At 52.8% G+C, this 26,152-nt stretch carries 24 protein-coding genes; 5 read left to right on the top strand and 19 right to left on the bottom strand.

Features of this window, described 5'->3' with window-relative positions; translation table 11 throughout:
- The 7 genes from AAYN39_RS10880 to mdh all read right to left on the bottom strand — a co-directional run.
- The coding region (locus AAYN39_RS10880) for an oxaloacetate decarboxylase subunit gamma (RefSeq protein WP_346253953.1) at positions 1-192 on the bottom strand (192 nt) is incomplete at its 3' end.
- A 155-nt stretch (positions 193-347) separates the two neighbouring features.
- Complete coding sequence (gene ttdB / locus AAYN39_RS10875) at positions 348-965, bottom strand: L(+)-tartrate dehydratase subunit beta (protein ID WP_000162405.1); 618 nt, start codon at positions 963-965, stop codon at positions 348-350.
- Positions 965-1,864 carry a L(+)-tartrate dehydratase subunit alpha gene (ttdA, locus tag AAYN39_RS10870; RefSeq protein ID WP_000045349.1) on the bottom strand — a complete coding sequence of 300 codons (900 nt, stop codon included), beginning with the start codon at positions 1,862-1,864 and terminating at the stop codon, positions 965-967. Before ttdA ends, ttdB begins: the two co-directional genes overlap by 1 nt.
- A 32-nt stretch (positions 1,865-1,896) precedes the next feature.
- On the bottom strand, positions 1,897-3,165 hold the full coding sequence (locus AAYN39_RS10865; RefSeq protein WP_000433390.1) for an SLC13 family permease: 1,269 nt from the start codon (positions 3,163-3,165) through the stop codon (positions 1,897-1,899).
- A 210-nt stretch (positions 3,166-3,375) separates the two neighbouring features.
- A complete protein-coding gene (locus tag AAYN39_RS10860) occupies positions 3,376-4,041 on the bottom strand; it encodes a GntR family transcriptional regulator (protein WP_001189520.1) in 666 nt (221 codons plus the stop codon).
- Positions 4,028-4,657: a GntR family transcriptional regulator gene (locus tag AAYN39_RS10855; protein ID WP_000723776.1), complete on the bottom strand. Its 630-nt coding sequence runs from the start codon at positions 4,655-4,657 to the stop codon at positions 4,028-4,030. The genes AAYN39_RS10860 and AAYN39_RS10855 overlap by 14 nt, the downstream gene beginning before the upstream one ends.
- Before the next feature lie 119 nt (positions 4,658-4,776).
- Complete coding sequence (mdh, locus tag AAYN39_RS10850; RefSeq protein WP_000861588.1) at positions 4,777-5,715, bottom strand: malate dehydrogenase; 939 nt, start codon at positions 5,713-5,715, stop codon at positions 4,777-4,779.
- A 413-nt stretch (positions 5,716-6,128) separates the two neighbouring features.
- On the opposite strand from mdh, the gene argR reads away from it, so the two are divergent.
- The 3 genes from argR to yhcN-B all read left to right on the top strand — a co-directional run bounded on the left by argR (position 6,129) and on the right by yhcN-B (position 7,597).
- Positions 6,129-6,599 carry a transcriptional regulator ArgR gene (gene argR / locus AAYN39_RS10845; RefSeq protein ID WP_001257852.1) on the top strand — a complete coding sequence of 157 codons (471 nt, stop codon included), beginning with the start codon at positions 6,129-6,131 and terminating at the stop codon, positions 6,597-6,599.
- A 364-nt stretch (positions 6,600-6,963) separates the two neighbouring features.
- Positions 6,964-7,227, top strand: coding sequence for a peroxide/acid stress response protein YhcN (yhcN, locus tag AAYN39_RS10840; protein ID WP_000695693.1), 264 nt, complete (start codon positions 6,964-6,966; stop codon positions 7,225-7,227).
- Between the two features lie 103 nt (positions 7,228-7,330).
- Positions 7,331-7,597 carry a DUF1471 family stress response protein YhcN-B gene (gene yhcN-B, locus AAYN39_RS10835; protein ID WP_000853277.1) on the top strand — a complete coding sequence of 89 codons (267 nt, stop codon included), beginning with the start codon at positions 7,331-7,333 and terminating at the stop codon, positions 7,595-7,597.
- A 59-nt stretch (positions 7,598-7,656) separates the two neighbouring features.
- On the opposite strand, the gene AAYN39_RS10830 is transcribed toward yhcN-B, so the two are convergent.
- The 4 genes from AAYN39_RS10830 to aaeX all read right to left on the bottom strand — a co-directional run bounded on the left by AAYN39_RS10830 (position 7,657) and on the right by aaeX (position 11,217).
- Complete coding sequence (locus AAYN39_RS10830; RefSeq protein WP_001103887.1) at positions 7,657-7,929, bottom strand: hypothetical protein; 273 nt, start codon at positions 7,927-7,929, stop codon at positions 7,657-7,659.
- Positions 7,930-8,100: 171 nt separating this feature from the next.
- Positions 8,101-10,068: a p-hydroxybenzoic acid efflux pump subunit AaeB gene (gene aaeB / locus AAYN39_RS10825; RefSeq protein WP_000510909.1), complete on the bottom strand. Its 1,968-nt coding sequence runs from the start codon at positions 10,066-10,068 to the stop codon at positions 8,101-8,103.
- Between the two features lie 5 nt (positions 10,069-10,073).
- Positions 10,074-11,006, bottom strand: coding sequence for a p-hydroxybenzoic acid efflux pump subunit AaeA (gene aaeA / locus AAYN39_RS10820; protein WP_000855134.1), 933 nt, complete (start codon positions 11,004-11,006; stop codon positions 10,074-10,076).
- Between the two features lie 7 nt (positions 11,007-11,013).
- Positions 11,014-11,217 (bottom strand): p-hydroxybenzoic acid efflux pump operon protein AaeX, encoded by a 204-nt coding sequence (gene aaeX / locus AAYN39_RS10815; RefSeq protein WP_000051840.1) that lies wholly within the window; start codon positions 11,215-11,217, stop codon positions 11,014-11,016.
- 181 nt (positions 11,218-11,398) lie between these two features.
- On the opposite strand from aaeX, the gene aaeR reads away from it, so the two are divergent.
- Complete coding sequence (gene aaeR, locus AAYN39_RS10810; protein WP_000440300.1) at positions 11,399-12,328, top strand: HTH-type transcriptional activator AaeR; 930 nt, start codon at positions 11,399-11,401, stop codon at positions 12,326-12,328.
- Positions 12,329-12,450: 122 nt separating this feature from the next.
- Here aaeR and tldD read toward each other — a convergent pair whose 3' ends face one another.
- The 8 genes from tldD to csrD form a co-directional block, all read right to left on the bottom strand.
- Complete coding sequence (tldD, locus tag AAYN39_RS10805) at positions 12,451-13,896, bottom strand: metalloprotease TldD (protein WP_000055936.1); 1,446 nt, start codon at positions 13,894-13,896, stop codon at positions 12,451-12,453.
- Between the two features lie 144 nt (positions 13,897-14,040).
- Entirely contained in the window at positions 14,041-17,841 is a 3,801-nt protein-coding gene (gene yhdP, locus AAYN39_RS10800; protein WP_001253501.1) for an AsmA2 domain-containing protein YhdP, read from the bottom strand.
- A 110-nt stretch (positions 17,842-17,951) separates the two neighbouring features.
- Entirely contained in the window at positions 17,952-19,421 is a 1,470-nt protein-coding gene (rng, locus tag AAYN39_RS10795) for a ribonuclease G (RefSeq protein WP_000123188.1), read from the bottom strand.
- Positions 19,411-20,004, bottom strand: coding sequence for a nucleoside triphosphate pyrophosphatase (locus AAYN39_RS10790; RefSeq protein ID WP_000210300.1), 594 nt, complete (start codon positions 20,002-20,004; stop codon positions 19,411-19,413). Before AAYN39_RS10790 ends, rng begins: the two co-directional genes overlap by 11 nt.
- An 8-nt stretch (positions 20,005-20,012) precedes the next feature.
- Complete coding sequence (gene mreD / locus AAYN39_RS10785; protein WP_000179403.1) at positions 20,013-20,501, bottom strand: rod shape-determining protein MreD; 489 nt, start codon at positions 20,499-20,501, stop codon at positions 20,013-20,015.
- Between the two features lie 2 nt (positions 20,502-20,503).
- Positions 20,504-21,556 (bottom strand): rod shape-determining protein MreC, encoded by a 1,053-nt coding sequence (mreC, locus tag AAYN39_RS10780; protein ID WP_000802540.1) that lies wholly within the window; start codon positions 21,554-21,556, stop codon positions 20,504-20,506.
- Positions 21,557-21,620: 64 nt separating this feature from the next.
- The gene (gene mreB / locus AAYN39_RS10775; RefSeq protein WP_000913396.1) at positions 21,621-22,664 is read right to left on the bottom strand and encodes a rod shape-determining protein MreB; all 1,044 of its coding nucleotides are present in this window, start codon (positions 22,662-22,664) and stop codon (positions 21,621-21,623) included.
- A 307-nt stretch (positions 22,665-22,971) separates the two neighbouring features.
- Positions 22,972-24,912 (bottom strand): RNase E specificity factor CsrD, encoded by a 1,941-nt coding sequence (csrD, locus tag AAYN39_RS10770; RefSeq protein WP_001241380.1) that lies wholly within the window; start codon positions 24,910-24,912, stop codon positions 22,972-22,974.
- Positions 24,913-25,115: 203 nt separating this feature from the next.
- On the opposite strand from csrD, the gene AAYN39_RS10765 reads away from it, so the two are divergent.
- Positions 25,116-26,090 carry an MDR family oxidoreductase gene (locus AAYN39_RS10765; protein ID WP_001148246.1) on the top strand — a complete coding sequence of 325 codons (975 nt, stop codon included), beginning with the start codon at positions 25,116-25,118 and terminating at the stop codon, positions 26,088-26,090.
- Positions 26,091-26,152: the final 62 nt, after the last annotated feature.

The following is a 26,152-nucleotide window of genomic DNA, read 5'->3' as shown; positions in this document are numbered from 1 at the left end:
GCGGGTGAAGTCGTCCACGGCGGGAACGGCGCGCGGTGCGGGCGCGGCGACGGGTTCCGGGAAGAAGCGAGTAATCACGGCAGACATACCGCGAATGGCAAAGATCAGCAGGAACAGAAACGCCAGCACGAATCCCATGCCGAGGAGCATCAGAGTGAAGCCTTCACCTAATAGCAGAGCTGCATTAGTCATAAAATAGCCTTCAGGCAGGAGGCACGATAATGGGGCTATTTATGACGATGAAATAATAAGGGTGGATTTCCCTGAGCCGCCCCGGCCAGAGCCCTTGGTTATTATTATCGTCATAACGTATTACCACCATTATCGTGCAATTTACGTAATCAGGTTTATTTGATGAAACTTACGTTCTGGCATATTTCATCAGCGACGATCTCTTTACGCTGATTAAAAATAATTTTGTTCTGTTCAAACAGATTATTCCCATGGGTATCAATAGAAACAATCAGCGGGCCAAACTCTTTAACCCGACAGACCCACAGCGTTTCCGGCATCCCCAGATCGCGCCATTGGGCATCTTCAATTTCTTCCACGCACACGGCGGCTACAACCGCACAACCGGCAGGGAATACGCAGTGCAGCGCTTTGTGTTCAGCACAGCCCTCTTCGGTACCTTTACCCATACCGCCTTTACCTACAATTAATTTCACGCCAGTCTGCGCAATAAACTCTTTTTCGAATTTCTCCATACGCATGCTGGTGGTTGGGCCAACGGAGACCATTTCAAACTTATCGTCTTCGCCTTTAATTGGGCGGACAATGGGGCCAGCGTGTAAAATAGCGCCGCCGCGAACATCTACCGGAAGTTCGCGACCACCTTCAATTAAACGGCGATGGGCTACGTCACGGCAGGTAACAATATGACCGTTGAGATAAATAATATCGCCAGCCTTAATATCCGCTAAATCTTCATCTTTAATTGGCGTAGTCAGGATTTTTTTAGTCATCAGAAATTCACTCCGCTGTGAGACGTAATGGTGTAATTCAAATCTTTATCGAAAACGATGTGCCCTTTACGGTGCGACCAGCAGCCGACGTTTACCGCCACGCCGATGGTAGAAGGATGACGTGCGGTGTTTTCAATGTTCACGCCCATAACGGAGGTATTACCGGACATCCCCTGCGGCCCCAGGCCAATTTTGTTAATGCCGTCTTCCAGCATTTTTTCCAGCGAGGCTGCACGCTCATTCTCGTTATGCGAACCGATCGGACGCATCAGCGCTTTTTTCGATAGCAGTGCCGCCGTTTCAACAGAGGTCGCTACGCCCACGCCAACCAGCAGCGGCGGACAAGCGTTGAGGCCGTAGCTGGTCATCACATCCAGTACAAAGCGGGTCACACCTTCATAGCCTGCACCCGGCATCAGCACCATCGCTTTCCCCGGCAGAGAACAACCACCGCCCGCCATATAGGTATAAATGCTGCACTGATCGGAATTGGGAACGATTTCCCAGAAGACCGTCGGCGTACCTTTACCCACGTTTTTACCGGTGTTGTATTCATCAAAAGTTTCTACGCTGTTGTGGCGCAGCGGAGAATCTACAGTTGCTTTGATCACCGCCTCACGCAACAACGCTTCCAGCTCGCCAATCAGCGGAAAGTTCGTCCCGCACTCCACCAAAAACTGAATGACACCGGTGTCCTGGCAGGAAGGTCGATCCAGCTCTTTCGCCAGACGCTGGTTCTCAATCATGGTAGTAAAGATGACGTCGGCCAGTTTACTGGTCTCTTTCTTATGCAAATCTTCCAGTTTTGCAGTGACATCATCAGGCAAAACTTTGCCGGTATATCCCACAAACTTGGCCATAACGTCGGTCATATGGGATATCTGTTCACTTTTGCTCATAAATGCTCCTTAGTCAGAACAGCTTCCGTTAATTACGGATGAAAAGGGAAAAGGATTGGCAGCAGGATCAAGCTGACAATGGTTGAAACGATAATCAGGGGGATACCGGCCTTAGCGTAGTCGACAAATTTATAGCCACCCGCGGAGAGCACCATCATGTTGGCAGGCATACCGATAGGAGTTGCGTAGGCGCAGGAACCGCCAATGACCGTCGCCATCAGAACCGCACGCGGGTCGGCCCCCATACCTGCGGCAATGGACAAACTCACCGGCACCAATAGCGCTGTCGTTGCGGTATTGGACATAAAGTTGGTCATCACAACGGATAAGGCGAAAACGGCGATCAGCAACATGAACGGTGAGGAGTTTTGCCCCAGCATGCCGATTACATAGTCCGCAACCAGCTTGCCTGCCCCGGTCATTTCCAGCGCTTTTGCCAGCGCCAGGGTGCCGCCAAAGATAAAAATAGTCTGTGAATCAATGGCTTTATAGGCCTGTTTTTCCGTGAGTACGCCGCTTACGACCAGCACAAGAGCGCCAATACAACCGGTCACGGCCAGGCTGACACCGATCTTCTTCTCAAAGATCATGCCGAGGATCGTTGCGATCAACACCACGAGTGAGAGCCGTTGTTTCCACTGTGGAACATGGCTGTAGTCACGTTGCTCCCCGACGCTCCCCACCTCACCGCCGGTCGCATTATTCGGCAGAAAGCGATAGCCAATAGTCAGGAAGTAGAGAATGCCGCAGATGAGCATCGGGAGACCGATTTTTGCGTATTCAAAAAAGCCAAAGCCGCCGCCAATATTCTGTAGCGCAGACTGCGCGATAAGATTTCCCGGCGCGCCAATTAACGACAGGTTACCGCCCAACGCAGCGGCGAAAACCAGCGGCATCAGTAGACGAGAACGCGAGAAGCCCGATTTTGCCGCCACGCCGATCACCACCGGAATCAAAACCGCAGCGGTACCGGTGTTAGAGAGGACGCCAGACATCAAACCCACCACCACCATAATGGTGAAGATCAGCTGTTTTTCTGTTTTCGCGAAGCGCGTGATGACGCCGCCCACTTTGTTTGCCATACCGGTCTCAAACAACGCACCGCCCACGATAAACATCGCGACAAAGAGGATGACGTTAGTGTCGATAAAGCCAGCAAAGGCCTGTTTAATATTCAGAACGCCGGTGATAACTAAGGCCACGCAGACAATCATGGAAGTGACGGCCAGCGGCACTTTTTCCCATACAAACATGACGATAGCGAACACCAATAAACATAGGGTAAGGGTAATGGGTTCCATATTTATAATTATCCAATCAATGATATATGATATTGTATCCAATATTGACGAGGAGAAATTATTCCCATACAAAAAATAAGTCAAATCGTTTCTCAGGAAAGATGCAGGAGTGGGATCTACATCAAGATCGTAGTTGGATCGTTACTGGACGTGATTAATAGAATTGAAGAATTGGTTGAAGCGCCTGCGATACTCACGCAGGCGAAAAGATCAGGCAGAAGGGTCACCAACATAGCGGGTCAGCATATTCTCCATTGAGCGAATAATGTGTTCGCGCATGCGCTGGCGTGCCAATGTTTCATCATGAAGTTCAAGAGCTTGCAGAATACTTTTATGTTCCTGAATGGAAATCACGGCATACTCTTCTTCGGTGACCTTATGGCCCATCGACAGGCCGTTCCACATATTACAGAGCAACATTTTCATTTTTTCGTTGCCAGCAACATTCCATATTTCCATATGAAATGCCTGATTCAGGTCGGAGTATTCCGCCGAGTTATTTTCCGCGAGAGCCTTTTCAGCGGCATAATGCACCTCGGCTATCCGCGAAATATCGGTGCCAGGACGAGAAGCTTTAGCCACCGCCTCACTTTCTAACAGCGCGCGAATTTCATAGTGTTCACGGATCGTTTGTTCATTGATGCCCAACACCACCGCCCCTTTATTAGGGCGCACTTTTATCAGCCCATCCGCCGCCAGAATCTGAAACGCCTCGCGCACTGGCATACTGGACACGCCGACCATTCCGGCAATGCCTTCTAACGTAATCTCTTGCCCTTCCACTAACTCCCTCGAAAGAATCGCTTTACGCAGCACCGCCGCGACCTGTTCTTTCGCTGAAAGAAGCTTAATCTTCCCTAACTTAGGCCTCTGCACTTTCCCAATCCTTCATATGTTGACGCATTATTTCTGCTAAAGAGAGGAAATAACGCTGCATAACTTGCCCAATCTCATCACGCCGCCCCTGGCGTATGACGTCAGCCAGTTCAGCGAAAAGCTGCGCCGACTCCTGATTATCTTTTTTCAGATGCAAAATAACATAAGAGACATAACCGTCCAGGAACTGCTGATACACCTTTTCCAGATAGCGGTTATTCACATAAGAAATCAGCATCGCATGACACTCCAGTTCGCAGGATTTGTCTTCTGCGACAGCCAGCGCTTGCGCACGTATCAGGAGGGCATCGCCTACTTCGCTGGGTATCAGCGAAAACATTTCGGCGGCCATCGCGGCAATCACGCGAAAAATATGACTCACGCGATCGGCCTCAAGATGCGCGACCTGCATGTGCCTGTTGGGCAGTCGGATTAAAAAACCTTCCTGTTCGAGTGACTGTAGCGCTTCTCGAACCGGCATTCGTGAAAGACCGAGCTGCTCCGCAATACTTTCCTGCGCGAGTTCTTCTCCCGCTTTTATATTGCCGGAAAGAATTTCATAGCGAAGCATTTGCGTAATGTGATCGCGGGTTTGCGTTCTTTGGATCTTTTTCACGACGTTCTCGTTAATAACCGATAAGACGTGAGGAGTTTAGCAGATTTAGTGCTTGATTTCGTGGCTTGTTTATAGTTAAAGAAGCCGGAGCAAAAGCCCCGGCATCGGGCAGGAACAGCTTATTTATTAATAAAATCTTCACCCAACTGAATATCTTTTTTCAGCGTATCCAGCATAGCGTCCAGCGAATGTTGCTCGAAAGTGCTCAGTGTGCCGATGGATTTACGCTCTTCTACGCCGTTTTTACCCAGCAGCAGCGGCTGAGAGAAGAAACGGGCATACTGACCGTCGCCTTCCACATAGGCGCATTCCACCACGCCTTTTTCGCCCTGCAGAGCGCGAACCAGAGAAAGACCGAAACGCGCGGCAGCCTGGCCCATAGAGAGGGTTGCCGATCCGCCGCCGGCTTTCGCCTCGACGACTTCAGTACCGGCGTTCTGAATACGTTTAGTCAGCTCGGCCGCTTCTTGTTCGGTAAAACTTACGCCTGGAATCTGCGATAGCAGCGGCAGAATCGTCACGCCGGAGTGCCCGCCAATCACCGGAACTTCAACTTCCGTTGGCAGCTTACCTTTCAGCTCTGCGACAAAGGTATTAGAGCGGATGATATCCAGCGTGGTAACGCCAAACAGTTTGTTTTTGTCGTATACGCCTGCTTTTTTCAACACTTCCGCCGCAATCGCAACGGTGGTGTTCACCGGGTTGGTGATAATGCCCACGCACGCTTTCGGGCAGGTTTTAGCGATCTGCTGCACCAGGTTTTTCACGATGCCGGCGTTAACGTTAAACAGGTCGGAACGGTCCATACCCGGCTTACGCGCCACACCCGCAGAAATCAGTACTACGTCAGCGCCTTCAAGCGCCGGGGTTGCGTCTTCACCGGAGAAACCTTTGATTTTTACAGCGGTGGGGATGTGGCTTAAATCAACGGCCACACCGGGAGTCACTGGAGCGATGTCGTACAGGGAGAGTTCTGAACCTGAAGGCAGTTGGTTTTTTAAAAGTAATGCCAGCGCCTGACCGATACCACCAGCAGCGCCGAGGACTGCGACTTTCATCCTAAACTCCTTATTATATGATTAGCTAAGTGTCTATTGCTCCGCGGCGGCGACCTTAATTCACAAATTCAATGATTACAATCCTCACTCATCAAGAATGCGGAGTCGCGCAATTTTGGCTTTTATGCATTTAATTTGCGTAATCCGGATCGGCTGCAACCAGAGAGCAACGTTCTACAGGTGGTGACAATATACCCTACTACCCTCTCAAAACAACATCATTTTGATAACAATTAATTTACTTTTAATCTTATTTGCGAGGCGTGACACAGGCATGTTTCTTGATTACGAAATTTGATAAAATTCCGCTCTTTCATAACATTATTTCAGCCTTAAACAAGGCAGACTGTTTGCATAAAAATTCATCTGTATGCACAATAATGTTGTTTCTACCGCCATATTACGGGTGACTTATGCGAAGCTCGGCTAAACAAGAAGAACTAGTAAGAGCGTTTAAAGCGCTCCTCAAAGAAGAAAAATTCAGCTCACAGGGCGAAATCGTCCTCGCGTTGCAGGATCAGGGCTTTGAAAATATCAATCAGTCCAAGGTCTCGCGCATGTTGACTAAGTTCGGCGCAGTGCGTACACGTAACGCAAAAATGGAAATGGTGTACTGTCTTCCGGCTGAACTGGGCGTCCCAACAACATCCAGTCCGTTGAAAAATCTGGTGCTGGATATCGACTATAACGATGCTGTCGTGGTGATTCATACCAGCCCCGGCGCGGCACAACTCATTGCGCGCCTGCTGGATTCACTGGGGAAAGCAGAAGGTATTCTCGGCACGATTGCCGGCGACGATACTATCTTCACTACGCCTGCCAGCGGCTTTTCCGTAAGAGATCTGTACGAAGCCATTCTGGAACTTTTTGAACAAGAGCTTTAGTCCCACTTCCTCCGTCGTCGTACGGCGGAGGCATCTTTTTGCCCTCTCCCCTCGCCGCTTTCCTGTACGGCTATCATTTGGCAAATCATGCCCTTAAACATTCACCACATGAATGAAAAATCAAAAAAACGCACAAAATGTCAATTTTTTTAACCAGTTGATTTTCTTTTATTTTTCAAACGACAGCGGCGAAAAACAGCAATTTTAATTCCATAACGTTATAAAAAATAAAATTTTTAATGTCTTTAAAAAGCAGAAACAATTAGCGTGGTATTAATTAATTGCGTGATTAGTGTATACTTAATTTTGTGATGAGGGTCACGAAACAAAGACCCCAGTAAAGGAATTCGACGAGGTAAAAATCATGAAAATCAAAACCACTGTTGCAACATTAAGCATTCTGTCCGTTCTCTCTTTTGGCGCTTTCGCCGCAGAACCTATCAGCGCAGAGCAAGCGCAAAACCGTGAAGCAATCGGATCGGTTTCAGTCAGCGCTATCGGCTCATCGCCTATGGATATGAATGCCATGCTGAGCAAAAAAGCAGATGAACAAGGCGCTACGGCCTACCACATTACCGAAGCGCGTAGCGGCAGCAACTGGCACGCCACTGCCGAACTGTACAAATAAAATTCACCTGCCATCGCATATAACGTGTCGTTACTTCGCGGAGATATCGCATAAGAAAAGCCCATTAATCCGCGAGGTTGACCCTATAAAGGAATAAAAGACCATGAAAACGAAATACATTATCGCATCACTCGGCCTGGCCACTCTGCTCTCTTTCGGCGCAAATGCCGCAGTACACCAGGTTAACGCGGAACAGGCGCAGAATCTGCAACCGATGGGCACCATTTCCGTCTCGCAGATTGGCAGTACGCCAATGGATATGCGCCAGGAGATCGTCGCTAAAGCCGAAAAAGCAGGCGCTAATAGCTATCGCATCATCGAATTAAAAGAAGGTGATAACTGGCACGCCACCGCCGAGTTGTATAAGTAAACCTTCGTCGTCTAACCCGACGACTTGCCCCCGCATGCCGGGGGCTTTTTTATGCTTTTTCAATGCCGGACATTAAACCGTAGCCGTCCCTCCAGCTCTTCTTCCGCTTCATCAAAGAGTAAAATCAGCGCCCCGTAGCGCCTGCGCAGTTTATCAGGCAGGTGAACGAACTCAATCTCTAGCGGTAGGGGTAAGATATCGCTCATTACCGCATCCCATAATGTATCAAGATCGCTTACTTTCTCACTGGCAAGGCCAAACGTCTGCGTAAACTCGCGATAAAAATCGCTTTGGTTTTTAATATCATTAAAATCAAATGTATAGACATTCATAGCCAGCCACCATCCCCGACAGACAATTGTCTGTTTTACTACTAAGCATCATTATGCAGAGGTTTCACTTCCAGAAACGCTTTTAGCCCCGGAGCACTCTTGCGCTGTTTTTGTATCTCAAATAAGTATAGTCATAAAAAAACCGACGCTTTTGGCATCGGTTCTTGTGGATTAGCTATCGGTAAGCGCGTTCTGGTATTTATGTAACATGCCCGTCAGGCGTTTAACCGGTTCCGTCACCTGCGGCGGCGCCTCCCAGATACGTAATTTCTCCTGATAGATATCCAGCTCATCCAGCAACTGACCAAAGTAGCGTCGCCGTTTATCATCGCTTCCGGCGGAAATAACATGGTCTGCGGTACGACGAAGCTGGCGGTGGAACACTGACAGATCTTCATTAACCGGTATCGGCGCGTCGCGCAGACGTTGATGAGCAATGATCATCGTTAGCGCCAGGCGGAACTTCGGCAAATCGCCTGGGAATTTATTCATCAGCAAAAAGAGTTGCTGATATAACGCAGGCAGACGGTTTTCTTTACGGCGTACCACGTTGGTCGTCATTGCCGAGACCGCAGCGGAAACAAACTGATTAAGCAGCACGCGACCGGTTCGATCTTTGGATTTATCACGCACCAGCAGGATGACGATAAACGCCAGCATACAGCCGACAATTTGCCCCAACGCGCTGTCGAGGAACTGGATGAAATGGAACGTCATCGGATTATCCAACACAATAATGTTAATCGTACTGGCCAGCGCCCCCATCGACCCCAGACGCCGTTTCTGAACTTCAATACCGATAAAGAACCCCAATACCGCCAGGCTCAAACATAACAACAGCATACTTTGCTGCGTATTGGGAATAATCACCAGGAAATAGAGCAATCCCAGCGGCAACGCCGCCAGAGTGCCATAAATAAAATCAATGCAGACCATGCGCGGATTGGGTAAACGCATCGCCAGCGAGGTCACCACGGCAATCATCACCATCGCGCCATTACCCGATGTCCAGCCGGTCCATAGCCAGAATAATGTCCCCAGAATGCAGGAAAGCGTGGTGCGCCAGAAGTTCACCATCGCATGGTGGCGTTCAGCGGATTCCACTTTAACTACGGGCTCGCCTTGCAGGATCTCTTCTTCCGTCGCGCTGATTTTGGTGTTACTGATCACGCCGCGTTTAAGCAACAGATAGCGCGTTGCAGCGCCTACCCAGCTATAAAGCGTGACGGGCGTTTCGCGCTCGCCGGTCCAAACAATGACACGCCGCATCCGTTTTAACTGCCTGTGGACGTCCTGTACCGTTTCAACCGGCGTCTCGAACAGTTCCCGGAATGTATCGGTAATCAGTTCCGGCCGCGTGTTTTGAATAAGATAAGTTTCACAGGATTGCGTAATCAGCGTGAGCGAAAGCGTATTCAACGCTTTCAGGCGGCGGTTAGCGCGTACCCAGCGCGAAGATTCCATATTCAGATTACTTCGCATCCCCTCCAGCGCCGCCGTGCGTCGCACCAGATCGCCCCAGGCGTTGTCGACTTCTTCGCTGTCGCCATGCTTAATACAAAGTTGCATTAGCTGATATTGCGCTACCAGTAAACAGTCCAGTTCGCGATCAACCTCCTGCTTTATCGATCGCGGCGAGAAAAGCAGATCCGCTAAAATAGCGCAGCCAATGCCGATGACGATTTCGCTACAGCGCTCAAGCGCAAATTGCGGCGTAAGCAGCGGCTCCGTCTGAATGGTAATCACAATGATCAGCGCAGTATAACCTGACAGTCCCCACGCATAAGAGTTTTCGATCCGTACTAAAGAGGAGATCCAGGTACAAAAACCGGCCCAGACACAGCACACCAGAATCATCAATAGCGGCGCGCGGATCATAGAGATAATAATGATAAGCGCGGCGATACAGCCAATAAACGTCCCGATAATACGCAACATTCCGCGATAACGGATAGCGCCGGAATAGGGTTCCCCGCCGGCGGCAAATGCCGGGCCTGCCGCCACGATCGCGGCGGTCAGCACCGCCCAACGCGGCGTCTCCAGCTGAAAATGGAAGCCGATAAATAATGCCAGCACAATGGCGCACGCCAGCTTTACCGCAAAACGAATGTGCTGGTTGGCAATGGAGAAAATGCCCATGACGATTAACCGAATTCGCGCAGCCGGTGCGCCAGTTTACGGAAGAAGGAGTCCTGGCTTGCGTCACGATCCTGCTTACCGGTGATCACGACGGTTGCCGTCGTACCGGCAGGCCACAAATTCCCCTGCTGCTCGTCGAGCCGGATGCGCACCGGGACACGCTGGGCCAGACGCACCCATTCGAGGTTAGAGTCTATCGTCGCCATCCCTTTCGCATCGCTGGTACTGCTGGCATTCGTTACCCCTGCCGCCACGCTATCGACGGTGCCTTTTAATACCCGGTTGCTGCCGAGCGGCGTGATTTCGGCACGATATCCCGGACGCACGCCTTCCAGCTTGGTCTCTTCCATATAGGCCTGCACGTAAAAAGAGTTCTTTTTCACCAGGGCGACGGCTGTGGAACCGCGGGTAATAAATTCACCGGCATAAACATTGAGGTTAGTTACCCAGCCGTCTGCAGGCGCACGAATGACGGTACGCTCCAGATCGAGTTTAGCCAGATCGCGCGTCGCCTGGGCTTTAGCCAATTGATGCAGTACCGTCTGCAAGACGTTGTTCGCCTGATCGATCTCTTCCCGGGACATCGCCTGTACGCCGAGGCGATTACGGCGACCGGCTTCCTGGCGTTTTTCCTGCGCCAGTACCTGATAATAGGCTACATCAGCTTCCGCTTCCGCCAGCGCTTTTTGATAGCGTGGCTGATCGATGGTAAACAGGACCTGATCCTTTTTCACCAGTTGGTTATCATGCACGTTTACATGGGTAATCAGGCCCGCGACATCCGGGGCAATAGCGACGACATCGGCGCTAAAACGCGCGTCGCGCGTCCAGGGTGATTCGGTGTAATACACCCAGGCGCGGAAAATGGCGATAAAGGCCAGAATAACCAGTACGAGGGTAATGGCCGTACGGGAGAGTTTTCTTGTTAGTGTTTTCACTTCAACCTCAAACGAACAGGCGCGATATTAAATAAAACAGACAACAATACAGCGCGGTATTGAACAGAGCCGGATGCCAGACAAAATCATAGATGCCCGTCGGCACAAGCATCCGACGCACCAGCCAAAAAATAGCCAGTGACAAAAGCAATTCGAAAAATATCGGTGGGAAGGAAAGACCAAACACCACGATAACGGGAAACAGACTCATGTTGACCTTGATTTCTGAGAGAGAGCAGGCGATAGATTGTTAAGCTACATCGCCGCAGAGAAGGGCAAGAGACGCCAGGCGAGAGCGACATAGCTCTTATTCGAATAATAGTATATTAACGTAATTGTTATGCTGTTATCTATATTATGTGATCTAAATCACTTTTAAGCCAGAGTGAATAATGGAACGATTAAAACGAATGTCGGTATTCGCCAAAGTTGTTGAGTTTGGCTCTTTTACCGCCGCAGCCAGACAGCTGCAAATGAGCGTATCGTCCATCAGCCAGACTGTGGCGAAACTGGAAGATGAGCTTCAGGTTAAATTGCTCAACCGCAGCACACGCAGCATTGGGCTCACCGAAGCTGGAAAAATCTATTATCAGGGCTGTCGTCGTATGCTGCATGAAGTGCAGGATGTTCACGAGCAGCTTTACGCTTTTAATAACACGCCTATCGGTACATTGCGTATCGGCTGTTCTTCAACCATGGCGCAAAATGTGCTGGCCGGGCTTACCGCAAAATTATTAAAAGAGTATCCCGGTCTGGCGGTCAATCTGGTGACAGGAATTCCGGCCCCGGATTTAATTGCCGACGGGCTGGACGTGGTGATCCGCGTGGGCGCGCTGCAAGACTCCAGCCTGTTTTCCCGTCGACTCGGCGCGATGCCGATGGTTGTGTGCGCCGCCAAGCCCTACCTCGCTCAGTACGGCGTCCCGGAAAAACCCGCCGATCTCAGTAGCCATTCCTGGCTGGAATATAGCGTGCGCCCGGATAATGAGTTTGAACTTATTGCGCCGGAAGGAATTTCTACCCGACTGATTCCACAGGGGCGGTTCGTCACTAACGATCCGATGACGCTGGTACGCTGGCTGACCGCCGGAACCGGAATCGCCTATGTGCCGCTGATGTGGGTGATCGATGAGATCAATCGTGGCGATCTGGAGATCCTGCTGCCTCGCTATCAGTCCGATCCCCGTCCGGTGTACGCGCTGTACACCGAAAAAGATAAGCTGCCGCTTAAAGTGCAGGTAGTGATTAACGCGTTAACTGACTATTTTGTCGATGTCGCACACCTGTTTCAGGGGATGCACGGGCGAGGGAAAGAAAAATAAAAACACCGGGTAATTGCTGAAGACGATTGTAGATCAGATGCCACCCGAGGCAGACATTGCCTGATGGCGCTGCGCTTATCAGGCCTGGGCGGCACATACCACAGGCCTGATAAGGCGGACAGTTATGCGGTGCCGCCAACCGTCAGGTTATCGACTTTCAGCGTCGGCTGGCCTACGCCTACCGGCAGGCTTTGGCCCTCTTTACCGCAGACCCCCACCCCGTTATCCAGCTTAAGGTCGTTGCCGACCATGGAGATCTGTTGCATCGTTTCAATGCCTGATCCAATCAACGTCGCGCCCTTCACCGGCGTCGTGACTTTGCCGTTTTCAATCAGATACGCTTCCGAGGTAGAGAACACAAACTTGCCGGAGGTGATATCCACCTGACCGCCGCCAAAGTTAGGCGCATAGATGCCATACTCAACGGATTCGATAATTTCCTGCGGCGTTGACTGCCCCGCCAACATATAAGTATTCGTCATACGCGGCATCGGCAGATGCGCATAAGATTCGCGACGCCCGTTACCGGTCGGCGCAGCGCCCATCAGGCGCGCGTTCAGCTTGTCCTGCATGTATCCTTTCAGCACGCCATTTTCAATCAATACGTTGTACTGGCCTGGCGTACCTTCATCATCGATAGCAACGGAGCCACGACGGTTCATCATTGTGCCGTCATCCACTACGGTGCAAAGCGCGGAGGCAACCTGCTCACCGATCTGACCGCTAAACACAGACGTCCCACGACGGTTGAAATCACCTTCCAGCCCGTGCCCGACCGCTTCGTGCAGCAATACGCCCGGCCACCCGGCGCCCAGAACCACCGGTAACGTCCCCGCTGGCGCAGCGACCGCGGAGAGATTAACCAGCGCCATGCGTACCGCTTCTTTCGCCCACGCGTCGGCGCGCACCTCGCCGTCAAGATCGGCAAGAAAATACTCATAACCAAAGCGACCGCCGCCGCCGCTGGCGCCGCGCTCGCGTTTACCGTCTTCTTCCACCTGCACGCTAACGGACAAACGCACCAGTGGACGGACATCCGCCGCCAGCGTCCCGTCGGTCGCCGCCACGAGGATTAATTCATATACGCCGGTCAGGCTGGCGTTAACTTCCTGCACGCGTTTATCGGCTTCTCGCGCCGCTTTATCAACGCGTCTGAGGATATCCAGCTTCTCTTCGCGGCTCATACTTTGCAGCGGATCAAGGGTGGTGTAGAGCGGCTGATGCGCTACGGCGGCGAGCGTTTTTACCTTGCCTTCGCCGTTCTCGCGTACAATGGTTCGCGCTGCCTGCGCACTCTGCTCCAGCGCAAGGAGGCTTATCTGGTCAGCATAAGCAAAACCGGTTTTTTCGCCGCTAATGGCGCGAACGCCAACGCCCTGGTCGATATTATATGAACCATCTTTAATGATGCGGTCTTCTAAAACCCAGGATTCGTGATAGCTCGACTGAAAATAGAGGTCGCCATAATCAAGACGGCGTTCGGCCAGTTGGCCCAAAATAGCGAACAGATCCTGATGGTTCAGGCCATTCGCCGCTAGCAATTGTTCACTTACCAGGTTCAGACTCATCGTTTTTGCTACTCGTTGATTTCTGCCGGATGGCGGTTCACGCCTTATCCGGACTACGTTGTTAGATTGTGCAAACCGGATAAACGCAGCGCCGTCCGGCATGACTATTTACTGAGAGTGGGGCAATTCCTCGCCCCCGTCAAATCATTGCTGGCTTTCTTTTCTCGGTTGGCGCAGAACTTCGTTGATCTGCGGCGCATCGACCGGACCGGTAATGCGATAACGCAGAATGGAGACCTTGCTCCATAGCGGCCCCAACACTTTACTGGCGGCAAATACCGCCGCGCCGACAATCGGGTTAACGGCAAACGCGGCAGCGACGCCCACGGTGGCGGAAATTTCCGCCGCGACAACGGCCTCCATATCAAGACGACGACGCACCAGATCAACAGAACCTTTCATTGCAATATCCGCTTCCAGCCCATCCACCAGCGTATCGTCAGTATGCAGGACGCCATCTTTAATCCACGCGGTACTATGAATAGAGTCGAAATAGAAGCCCTCGCTAAAGGTATCTCTGAAGTCAAACCGCAGCTTACGCAGCAACGCATCAAAACTGAGCAGCCGCAGTAGCTGTCCGGCATGACCGCTACTGAGATCAGTAAACTCGCCTTTGCCCAGACGCGTACGTAAAATCCCGTTGAGCGTGGCTTCCTCAGGTTGCCAGGGCGGGTTTCGCCAGTGCAGATCGTAATCTACGTTAAAAGACGCGTTCTGGATTGGCGTCGAGATGCCGAAGAACCCGGCAGCCGTGTCGAGGTTACTACCATGCAGACTACCTTTCAGCGAGGTTCGTTCATTACCCGGCGCATTCACCCACTCGCCGTTCGCTTTCAAACGGGCGAATCCGGTATCGATCAGGCCATTCGCCAGAGTCAGCGTATTGCCTTTGATGGCGAAATCGCCATCAATACGCCCATATTTTTGCCCCCATAGCCAGCACTCTTCGCAGCGAAGCTGTAAGTCCGGCCAGCCGCGGAAGCTAATCGTGTTCGCCGAAGCCAACGGCGATGTCGGCGTTGGTGACGAGGCGTGCGTTTTTGCGACGCCAGGGTTGTAGTACAGGTACTTAATGTTCGCCAGCCACGGCGCATGGTTGCGCATGAGTAGCGTGGCGTTCACCTCACGGCCCTGCGCTTCAATTTTTGTTCCGTTCAGCGAGGGGGCTGAAACGACGCTCAAATTGTTCCACTGCTGGCCGCCCAGCGATAGCGCGGGAGTACGCAACGTGACGCGTTGAGGAAACTCGGCCGAACTGCTCACGTTATCCGCCGCGCCTTTCTGGAATAACGCCAGCCATTGCGCGCCATCCAGCGCCGGCAGATTGAGCTCAACGCCTTGTTGAGCAGGTAATGGCGGAATCGTCCGGCTGTCCGTCGTCCAGATAGCCCGATCCAACGTCAGCTTCTGATTTAATAACCAGCGGCTGTTAAAGTGATTTTTACTCCCTGCGCTCCCCGTTAGCGCAAAACTTTTCAGGTTGCCGTCAGCCTGAATGTTCACCGGAATGGCTTCGCCTGCGGGTTTATTTAGCGGAGAAGGTAAGTGACTGCTCACATTTCTCAGATCGCCGTTCAGCTCGATGTGATAAGTGGTGTCAGCGTGATATGGAAGATCGATGCCGACTTTACCATTCCACGTCACGCTGCCGCTCAGGGCGTCATTCAGTTGCGGCGGTAAGACGCCCATACGCGTTGGCTGCCAGTTACCGTTCAGGTTGACGGCGACCTGATAGGCTTTTGCCCCTTCCGTCGTACTGAAATCCAGGTTAAGCGGCTGATTAAACCAGTTTGCCGTCAGTGGCCCGCTTTTTAGCGCGCCATTCACAAAGCTGAATTTACCGTTCAGATTTTTGAGCGTGCTGTTTAGCGGCTTAATAAACAGACTGTTATTACGCAACGAGACATCGCCCTCGGCGGTAACCTGTTCTCCGTCCAGCGGAATATCAAGATGTAAGCGAGCATTCACATCGCCATCTAATTGGAGCTCCGCCAGCGTCGAGCCAAGCGAGTCTTTTAGCGGCGTCTCGTCAAAATAAGGCCCAACGGCTTTTCCCGGCCCGTTAATATCGGCATCAATGAGCAGTTTCTCTTTGGAATAATCCGGAATCGCCGCCGCGAGTTTGCTGGCCTTCACCCCGCCCAAATCGACGCTATCCGAACGCATCCACAGGCCGTCGTTCAGGAAATCCAGTTCAATGTTGAGATTTTTTAGCGCCGGCCAGTCGGGTTGAAAAGCAAACGTCGCATTGCGTAGCGGCACCAGCACTTCAAACTGACCTTCGTTATGCTTATAGGGAAAGAGGTGCGGGTTACCACCGTAAACCAACGTGGCGTTATCCGCCTCGCCGCCCTGAATCGCGCCGCTAAGGTAATCGACTAGCGCTTTGCCCATCAGGTTTTCCGGAAAATAGCGCCACGCCTGAGATCCATCATCGGTACTGATTCCGGCCAGAATACCCAGCCACGGTTCGTCGCCCGTCGGTTGCAGATAGCGGAACCCGCCGCGCGCATGTACCGCCTTTGCTTTGACGTCAATGTCGCGGCCATCAAGCTGAAAGCCGTTCTCATTCTTCAACCAGCTAAGCGTCGCGACGCCGTTTTCAATTTCCAGCGGCGCGCGAAAAACGGTTTCATAGGGCATCTTAGCCTGCTGCATCGCAACCTTCATCTGCCCGTCTTCTACGCTTCCCGCCAGCGTACCGGAAAAATGTTCCGCGCCGGGCAACAGCTTCCACTGTTTCCAGGCAAGATTTTCCCACGATGCCTGAAAACGCGTTTTTTCGGTCGCCTGTAGCGGAATATCCAGCGCCAGTGTGGCGATCTTTCCGCTCGGCTGCGTAGCCTGCCATATTTCGCCCAGCACAGGCGACAGTTTAGCCGCCAGCGGACGTAATGCTTCCAGCCCCGCCAGTTCAAGATTACTGGCGCGAATGCGTAGCTCATCGCTACGTGTGTGATTCTCGCCGCCGACGTCCTGCTGCGGGAGCCAGGCCACGGTTAAGGCTCCGCTCGGCCAGGGTTTGCCATCAAGCGTAATCCGTGTGTCCGGAATATAAAACTGCCAGCCCGGCTGCTCGCGGCTAATCTGCGCCGTCAGGTTATCGACAGACAACGTATGCGTCGTGTTATCGCCCAGCCAGCTTGCGCCGCCCTGTTTCAGCCAGACGTCCCCTCCGGCGATTTCGCCTTTACTGAGCGTCATCCAGCCTTCCAGACTGAAACGCGCCGTCTGGAGCGCCACATTATCCTGCATCCATTTGCCCAGCCACGGCTTGACGTCAATATCGTCGGCCTGTAACCAGACTCTGCCGTTATTTAGCAGACCGTCGTCATCGCGTAAATCCATCCGCACCTGCATCACGCCGTGCTGCCCGGTCAGGCTGGAGAGGCTGACCTCGCCTTCGGCTCGGTGCCGCTCTTTGCCGTTTAGCCAGGTAAGTTGTGGGATCGCCAGTTCCGCGCGTTGTCCTGAAAGCGTCAGAAAACTGATTTGGCTATCGCGCAGATCGAAATGATCGAACTGCCGCAGGAAAAGATCGCTTAAACGGCTGGTTTCGATGCCTTCGCCGTCGCTGCTTTGAAGAGGCGTGTTGGTGCGGAAATTGAGTTGCCAGAAGGTCAGGTCGCGAAACTGCCAGCGCATGTGCAACAGGCTTTGCCAGACGTCCAGCGCCAGCGTAACGCGTTTTATCGACAGCTCGCCGCCATCTTTCAGGGCGGCATGAATATTATGCGCTTCCAGCGTAGGGCCAAAATTTTGCCAGCTTGCGGAGAGTTGGCTGGCGGCCACCGGCACGCCGGTCACGGACTCAATTTTATTCAGGATAGCTGGACGCCAGGCGTCAAGATGAGGCAACGCCAGGCGCAGCCCGCTAACCAGCAGCGCTGCAATGACGATGAGCGCGGCTCCAGTGAGCAATAAAATCCCCGGCAATCGCCTCACGCGTCTCTCCTTGTCTGCCAAAAAATACGACTCACCCCCCTTGAGGGTATATTGCCGGATGGCGGCGCTTGCGCCTTATCCGGCCTACATGCGCTGGTGCTATTACTCAATTACATCATTACGACGTCAAACTGCTCCTGGTTATAAAGCGGTTCGACCTGAACTTTAACCTGTTTGCCGACAAAGATTTCGACTTCCGCCAGCGCGTGTGATTCTTCGCCTTTCAGCGCTTCCGCCACCGCAGGAGAAGCATAAACCAGGAAGCGATCGGAGTCATAAGCGTGATGAACACGTACAATTTCACGCATGATCTCATAGCAGACGGTTTCCACCGTTTTTACCGTCCCGCGGCCATGACAGGTTGGACACTCGTTACAAAGCACATGTTCCACGCTTTCACGGGTCCGTTTACGGGTCATTTCCACCAGTCCCAGCGGCGAAAAACCGTTAATACTGGTTTTCACGCGATCCTTACTTAACGCCTGTTCCAGCGAATGCAGCACCCGGCGGCGATGATCTTCATTATTCATGTCGATAAAATCGATAATGATAATGCCGCCCAGATTACGCAGGCGTAGCTGGCGGGCAATGGCCTGCGTCGCTTCAATATTGGTATTAAAAATGGTGTCGTCGAGATTACGGTGTCCGACAAACGCGCCGGTATTGATATCTACCGTCGTCATCGCTTCGGTTTGGTCGATAATCAGATAACCGCCAGACTTGAGTTCAACTTTACGCTCCAGCGCGCGCTGGATTTCATTTTCCACGTCATAAAGATCGAAGATCGGCTGATGGCCACTGTAATGCTCCAGCTTACTGGTCATTTCCGGGATGTATTCTGCGGTAAACTCCAGCAGCGACTCATAGGTCAGACGTGAGTCGACGCGAATTCGGTCCAACTGCGCATCGGCGAAATCGCGCAGCACGCGCTGCGCCAGCGCCAGTTCGCCATACATCTGGTAGCGCGTTTGCGGACGCTTTTTGCGCTCCATGACTTTCGTCCAGACGCGCTTGAGATAGGCGGCGTCAGACGCGAGATCCTCTTCACACACGCCTTCCGCCGCGGTACGGATAATAAACCCGCCCTGTTCGTCGCAGTATTCCGCCACCACCTTTTTCAGGCGCTCGCGTTCACTTTCGCTTTCGATGCGCTGGGAAACGCCAACGTGTGACGCGCCGGGCATAAAAACAAGGTAACGGGAGGGCAACGTGATGTCCGTGGTCAAACGCGCGCCTTTCGTGCCGAGCGGATCTTTCACTACCTGCACCATCAGATCCTGTCCCTGACGCACCAGTTCGGAGATATCGCGCACGGTAAACTGTTTTTGCTCGTCGCCCGCCACGCATTCGGTATGCGGCATAATGTCGGAAGCGTGAAGAAATGCGGCTTTATCCAGCCCAATATCTACAAAAGCCGCCTGCATACCTGGAAGTACACGACTTACACGACCTTTGTAGATATTGCCTACGATTCCGCGTCGCGCTTCGCGCTCAATATGGATTTCCTGAAGAATACCGCCATCAATGTACGCCACGCGCGTTTCCGATGGCGTTACGTTTACCAACAATTCAGCCGTCATGTTTATCCCTTTTATCACGCAGTGCGTTAAAATGACTCAACAACTCATACGTTTCAACCAGCGGTAAGCCGACCACGGCGTGATAGCTGCCATTTATCTTCCTGACAAAACAGCCACCCCGCCCCTGAATACCGTATGCACCTGCTTTATCTAAAGGCTCGCCGCTGGCGACATAGCCAGTAATATCCTGCGCAGAAAGCGTGCGGAAAGTCACCTCCGTTACCACCAGACAATCCAGCGTCTGCTGCGAGTCCGCAAGCGCAACAGCAGTCATCACCTGATGCGTATTTCCGGAAAGCAAACGCAGCATTTCTGCGGCATGAGCGGCGTCGCGCGGCTTTTCCAGCACCTCGCCGTTTAACACGACTATCGTATCCGCGCCCAACACCGGCAGATCACGGGGAACCAGCGCCACGCCAGCCTGCGCCTTTTCGCGCGCCAGCCGAACAACATACTGCTGCGCGCTTTCCTGAACACGCCGTTGCTCTTCAATACCAGGCACGACCTGCTCGAATGAAAATCCAAGTTGAATCAATAATTCCTGGCGACGCGGGGAACCGGAAGCAAGATACAGAGTTGTCATATCGACCTTTATTGCACAGCAAACTGCTGGCGTACTTTACGCATCAGCAAAAAGAGCCAGGGCCACAGCACGCCATTGACTACACTACTCCAGAACACTTCCGGTCTGAAAGAGACGTTGATCACTAAAAACTCGGCCCAGAAAACAATAATGTCCACGGCCAGTGAAAGCAACATTACCACCAGCGCCTGCTGCCAGAGCGCCAGGTTACGGAAGAGCTGGAATTTCAGAGCGACCAGATAGGCGACAATGCTCATCGACAGAGCGCGCACGCCAAGTGTGGAACCGCTGATGAGATCAAGTATGGCACCCATCACAAATCCCGTCCCCACATTTACGCGGTGCGGCAGGGCCAGAATCCAGTACAGTAAGATGAGCAAAACCCAGTTTGGCCGGAAAACAATGATGTCGTCCGGCCAGGGCATGATTTGCAGCAACAGCGCAATAAGAAACGAGAGCCAGATAACCCAGCGCCCCTGGCTACGATAGCTCGCCACCATTACCCTCCCGGCGCACGCGCAGACGGCGTGGTCGCGCCCGAAGGCGATGATTGCGTTGATACCGGCGTAGTCTGGCCCGCAGATGGCTGAGTAATCCCCGTCGCCGGGTCCGGCACTGGCGCCGGCGGCCCCATCGCATCCGGAGAAGGTAACACCTGCGGCATCATCTGCATCAGGCGCTCATTGGCGACGCGGTGAACCTCTTCCGGCGTCATCGGATTGGCGCCGTTACGATCGGCTCCCCACAACAGCAGCAGATAGCGTAAACGCTGCAAACCCGCGGTTGGACGAGCCTGAATGACGGTATAGGCGCGCTGAGTGTCCAGCTTGACGGAGGAGACCACCGCCACCGGATACCCTTCCGGGAAACGCCCACCAAGTCCGGACGTTACCAGCACATCGCCAACGCGAATATCGGTATTGGCGGGCAGATGTTCAAGCTGAAGATCGTCAGTGCAGCCGTTACCGGCGGCAATCACGCGGATGTCATTGCGTAGTACCTGAATCGGCAGAGCATGAGTCGCATCGCAAATCAGCAATACGCGGCTGGTCAGTTTCGCCACGGCGACAACCTGCCCTACGACACCTTTGTCGCTAATGACCGGTTGACCTTCATATACGCCATTAACGCTGCCTTTATCGATAACGACCTGATCGCTGTAAGGATCGTTAACCGTTGAAATAACCTGCGTCACCATTTTCTGCTCGTCCTGACGCAGCGGCGACCCCAGCAGCTCGCGCAACCGCGCGTTCTCCTGTTTGTACTGCCCCAGCATCAGCAGGTCGCTGTTTTTTAGCAGTAATTCCTGGCGCAGCGCCCGGTTTTCCAGCTCAAGCTGGTCGCGAGAAGCCAGCGTTTGCGACACGCTGTCGAGCAGTTCACGAGGGCCGTTTGAAATAAAATAGAAAGGACTGACGGCAGTGTCCATGTACGTTCGGATTTGACTGAACGTCCCCAGGCGGCTGTCGGCAATGATAACGCCGAGCGCCACCAGCACCGCCAGAATAAGGCGAATCTGTAGCGACGGGCCACGGCTAAAAATTGGCTTCATAGGCTATGCGTATTCTCGCGTCGGAGAGGCAGGACAATCCAGGGATAATCCTGCCCGTATCCAACTACTCTTCGCTGAACAGGTCGCCGCCGTGCATATCGATCATTTCCAGCGCCTTGCCGCCGCCGCGCGCCACACAGGTCAGCGGATCTTCAGCAACCACGACAGGAATGCCCGTCTCTTCCATTAACAGACGGTCAAGGTTACGCAGCAGCGCGCCGCCGCCGGTGAGCACCATACCGCGCTCGGAGATGTCTGACGCCAGCTCCGGCGGACACTGTTCCAGCGCCACCATTACCGCGCTGACGATACCGGTCAACGGTTCCTGCAACGCTTCCAGAATCTCGTTTGAGTTCAGGGTAAAGCCGCGTGGAACGCCTTCCGCCAGGTTACGGCCACGCACTTCGATCTCGCGGACTTCGTCGCCCGGATAAGCGGAACCGATTTCGTGTTTAATACGTTCTGCGGTGGCTTCACCAATCAGAGAACCGTAGTTACGACGAACGTAATTAATGATGGCTTCGTCGAAGCGGTCACCACCAATACGGACAGAAGAAGAGTAAACCACGCCGTTCAGGGAGATCACGGCAACTTCAGTGGTACCACCACCGATATCCACAACCATTGAACCGGTTGCTTCAGAAACTGGCAGACCTGCGCCGATCGCGGCCGCCATCGGCTCTTCGATCAAAAAGACTTCACGGGCGCCTGCGCCCTGAGCGGATTCACGAATCGCGCGGCGTTCTACCTGCGTCGCGCCGACCGGCACGCATACCAGTACGCGCGGGCTTGGGCGCATAAAGCTGTTGCTGTGCACTTGTTTAATAAAGTGCTGGAGCATTTTTTCGGTCACAAAGAAGTCAGCGATAACGCCATCTTTCATCGGACGGATCGCAGCGATATTGCCCGGCGTACGGCCCAGCATCTGCTTCGCATCATGACCGACTGCAGCCACGCTTTTCGGCGAACCGGCACGATCCTGACGAATGGCCACAACGGAAGGCTCATTCAATACGATGCCTTGTCCTTTTACATAAATGAGGGTATTCGCGGTACCCAGGTCAATGGACAGGTCATTGGAAAACATGCCACGAAATTTTTTCAACATACTAAGGGATAATCCTGAAAGCTGGGGCGGAAAACAAAATCCGCTTACTTTACCAACCACACGCAGCAGCGACAAGGCGCAAAAATCATCTGCTACGGTGAAAATTAGTGCAGTTCGTTTCCTTTGTTACAAATCTCGGCCTGAGTCCCTCAGGGCTGAAAAAATCAGCAGCAATCCTCGCCTTCGTTTGCAACCTGTCAAAGGTCATTCACCTGCATATTTGCTGCAACAATCTGGCGAGCAGACAAGCACACCCCCATGAGGCGCAGCGCGCGTTATTCTACGTGAAAACAAATTAAACGGCAGGTTAAACCGAGTATCTTTGCGAATATTTTTTCACGTTTGTGTCAAGTAGTTGGGAGGAGGCAAAAAAATCACCCTGCCCGCCAACCACGCCGCGTTTTGTCAGCGTCTGCCACTCGCCGCGCGAACGGACGCCCGTCGCGTAAACCTGCGTAGGCGTGCCCGCGCAGGCCTCTACCAGACTTTGAACCAGAAGCTGGTTTTCCGTTCGCTTCTCAATGTTTCTGACCAGACTCGGATGCAGCTTGAGTAATTCCACATTGAGCGCTTTAATCCAGCTCGTGCTAACCAGCGTCAAACCCGCCTGTGTCACCGCCACCCGAACGCCAAGCGCATTGACTAAGCGAAGGATGGGTTGTAACCGGCTGATGTGTTGACAAACATCTGCCTCCGCAAGTTCAATAATTATGCGATTTCGCTGTGATTTTTCACACTGCATTAACGTATCGCGCAACCAGCGCTGAAAACGCGGACGAATCAGCGACTCAACCGTCAACTGCATTGCCAGATTTTCATCCGGCCAGTAGCCCAGCAACGTAATCAGGCGGCTAATTTGTAATCTGTCATACTCTTCCGATAAACCAAATTGCAACACCATCGGCATATACTCCGCCGAGCTCACCTCTTCTTTACCGTCATAGATGCGACACATCAATTCCCGATGATGTACGCGACCTTCTCGCGTGACCGCCGGTTTTTGATAAAGTCGCGGTCCGCCCCGGTTCAGCATCTGCTCAATCAATGTGCGCCAGCGCACATTGCCGCGCCCTTTTTCCGGCAGAGTGTCGTCGTAGATAGCCCAGCTATTTCCCCCCTGCAGGGCGGCATTCCGCGCCGCGGCTTCAGCATGTTCCATCACCTGATCGGTGGACTGTCCGCTGCGCCAGGCGCAAATGCCGATATGTACCATATCGTCACGATCGAGCATTTTGTTAGCCGGTAGCGCATCGACAGCTTTTAAAAGTTGTCCGGCAATACTTTCCGCTTCTTTCAGCGTTCGATGCGGTAGCAGCACGGCAAAGTCGCTGCGGTGATAACGCGCCAGCAGCGAGCCTGGGTAACGCATAATGAATGTCGATAGCAGATTGATAAGCATAAACATCTGCTCTTCCGCCTGATTGCCTCCCAGGCTGTCGCGCAGAAGATTGAAGTCTGGCAAGCGGATCATCATCACCACGCCATGCACTCCCACTTTTTCCTGATCTTCCAGCAGCGTCGCCAGCTGGTTATCAAAGAACAGACGGTTACCGAGTCCGGTTTTGGTGTCCTGCGCGGCGTAGGAGCGAATGAGGGTGTCCAGGCGACTACGCTGTTCGTGAGCAAACTGAATTTCGGAAAGCAATACATCAAGCGCGCTACTGGTGCGCGCTGGCCATTCGTAAACAGAACCGCGGACATTCGCCCCGCGTTCGCCGTTCAGAATACGCGTTGAGCGAATTTCCAGAAGCTCCTGCCCGGAAAGCTGCCGCTGCAGCCAGCGCACCGATAAAAACAAAATCAGAACGATAAAACCGATCGCCAGCGTCAGCGGCGCCGTGGTGATCAGTGAGTGAAAATAATTACCCATCGGGTCCTGATAAACCAGACGTAGCGACATTCCTGGATGTTTTATCAGCGGTACGACCAGCTCGCGATACATGTCGCTGGTGCCGGCTGGCCGATAACCTCTGGCGCGAGAATGGCTGTAGACGCTGCGCTCCCCCTGCAACAGATCGACACGCACAATATCGGAAGCGATCATGAGCTCGTCGATTTGCGGCGTCAGCGAGACAATATCATGGGTCACCAGGTGCGTATCAATGGCTGTTGCCGTCGCCTGCACACGGCTGACATACTTATACTGTACGGCGTTATAAAAGCTTAGCGAGCAACCTATCAGAGTCACGAAGATCGTTAATCCCGTGAGCAGCGTGATAAAAGCTGAGAATTTCGTCGTTAATCGCATCCTTGAGTTAACTCCGACGGTTATAAACAGTATGAAAAAGCGAATCTGAAGGCGGAATTCGCCACGGCGCGCAATGAAGCAGGCATACTACCAAAATGGATCTATCTGGCAATTTATTGCGTTGCATCGGCATCACGTTTTAATTAGCGAGTATAGTCTTCGTAGCTATTTTTCCAATCTACCATGTAAAGTGAGGACAGGTTATGCAGGCGTTGATCTTAGAACAGCAGGACGGTAAAACCCTCGCATCCGTGCAACATCTCGAAGAGAGTCAACTGCCGGCAGGTGATGTGACGGTGGATGTCCACTGGTCCAGCCTGAATTATAAAGATGCTCTGGCTATCACCGGAAAAGGGAAAATTATCCGTCATTTTCCGATGATTCCTGGTATTGATTTCGCCGGCACCGTTCACGCAAGCGAAGATCCTCGCTTTCATGCAGGCCAGGAAGTACTACTGACTGGCTGGGGCGTGGGCGAAAACCACTGGGGCGGCCTGGCCGAACGCGCACGCGTTAAAGGCGACTGGCTGGTCGCGCTGCCTGCGGGACTGAGCAGCCGTAACGCCATGATCATCGGCACCGCCGGTTTTACCGCCATGCTGTGCGTCATGGCGCTTGAAGATGCAGGTATTCGCCCGCAAGACGGTGAGGTTGTCGTCACCGGCGCCAGCGGCGGTGTGGGCAGCACTGCCGTTGCATTACTGCATAAGCTGGGCTATCAGGTTGCAGCAGTATCAGGACGTGAAAGCACCCACGGCTATCTTAAGAGCCTGGGAGCTAACCGTATTCTCAGCCGCGATGAGTTTGCTGAATCTCGCCCGTTGGAAAAACAGCTGTGGGCCGGTGCAATTGATACCGTTGGCGATAAAGTGCTGGCGAAAGTCCTGGCACAGATGAACTATGGCGGTTGCGTGGCCGCCTGCGGCCTGGCGGGCGGCTTCGCGCTGCCGACCACCGTTATGCCATTCATTCTGCGTAATGTGCGTTTGCAAGGGGTGGACTCGGTGATGACCCCACCGGCACGTCGCGCAGAAGCCTGGGCGCGTTTGGTTAAGGATCTGCCGGAATCGTTCTATGCTCAGGCCGCCACAGAGATTACGCTGGCGGATGCGCCGAAGTTCGCCGATGCCATCATCAATAATCAGGTTCAGGGCCGTACGCTGGTGAAGATAAAATAACGTCACGTATAAAAAAATTTACACTTAATTACCTATTTATTTTTACACATTGACACACTCCC

Source organism: Salmonella sp. K21076 (assembly GCF_039650795.1).
Lineage (GTDB): Bacteria > Pseudomonadota > Gammaproteobacteria > Enterobacterales > Enterobacteriaceae > Salmonella > Salmonella enterica.
This window is presented reverse-complemented; position numbering and strand designations above follow the sequence as displayed.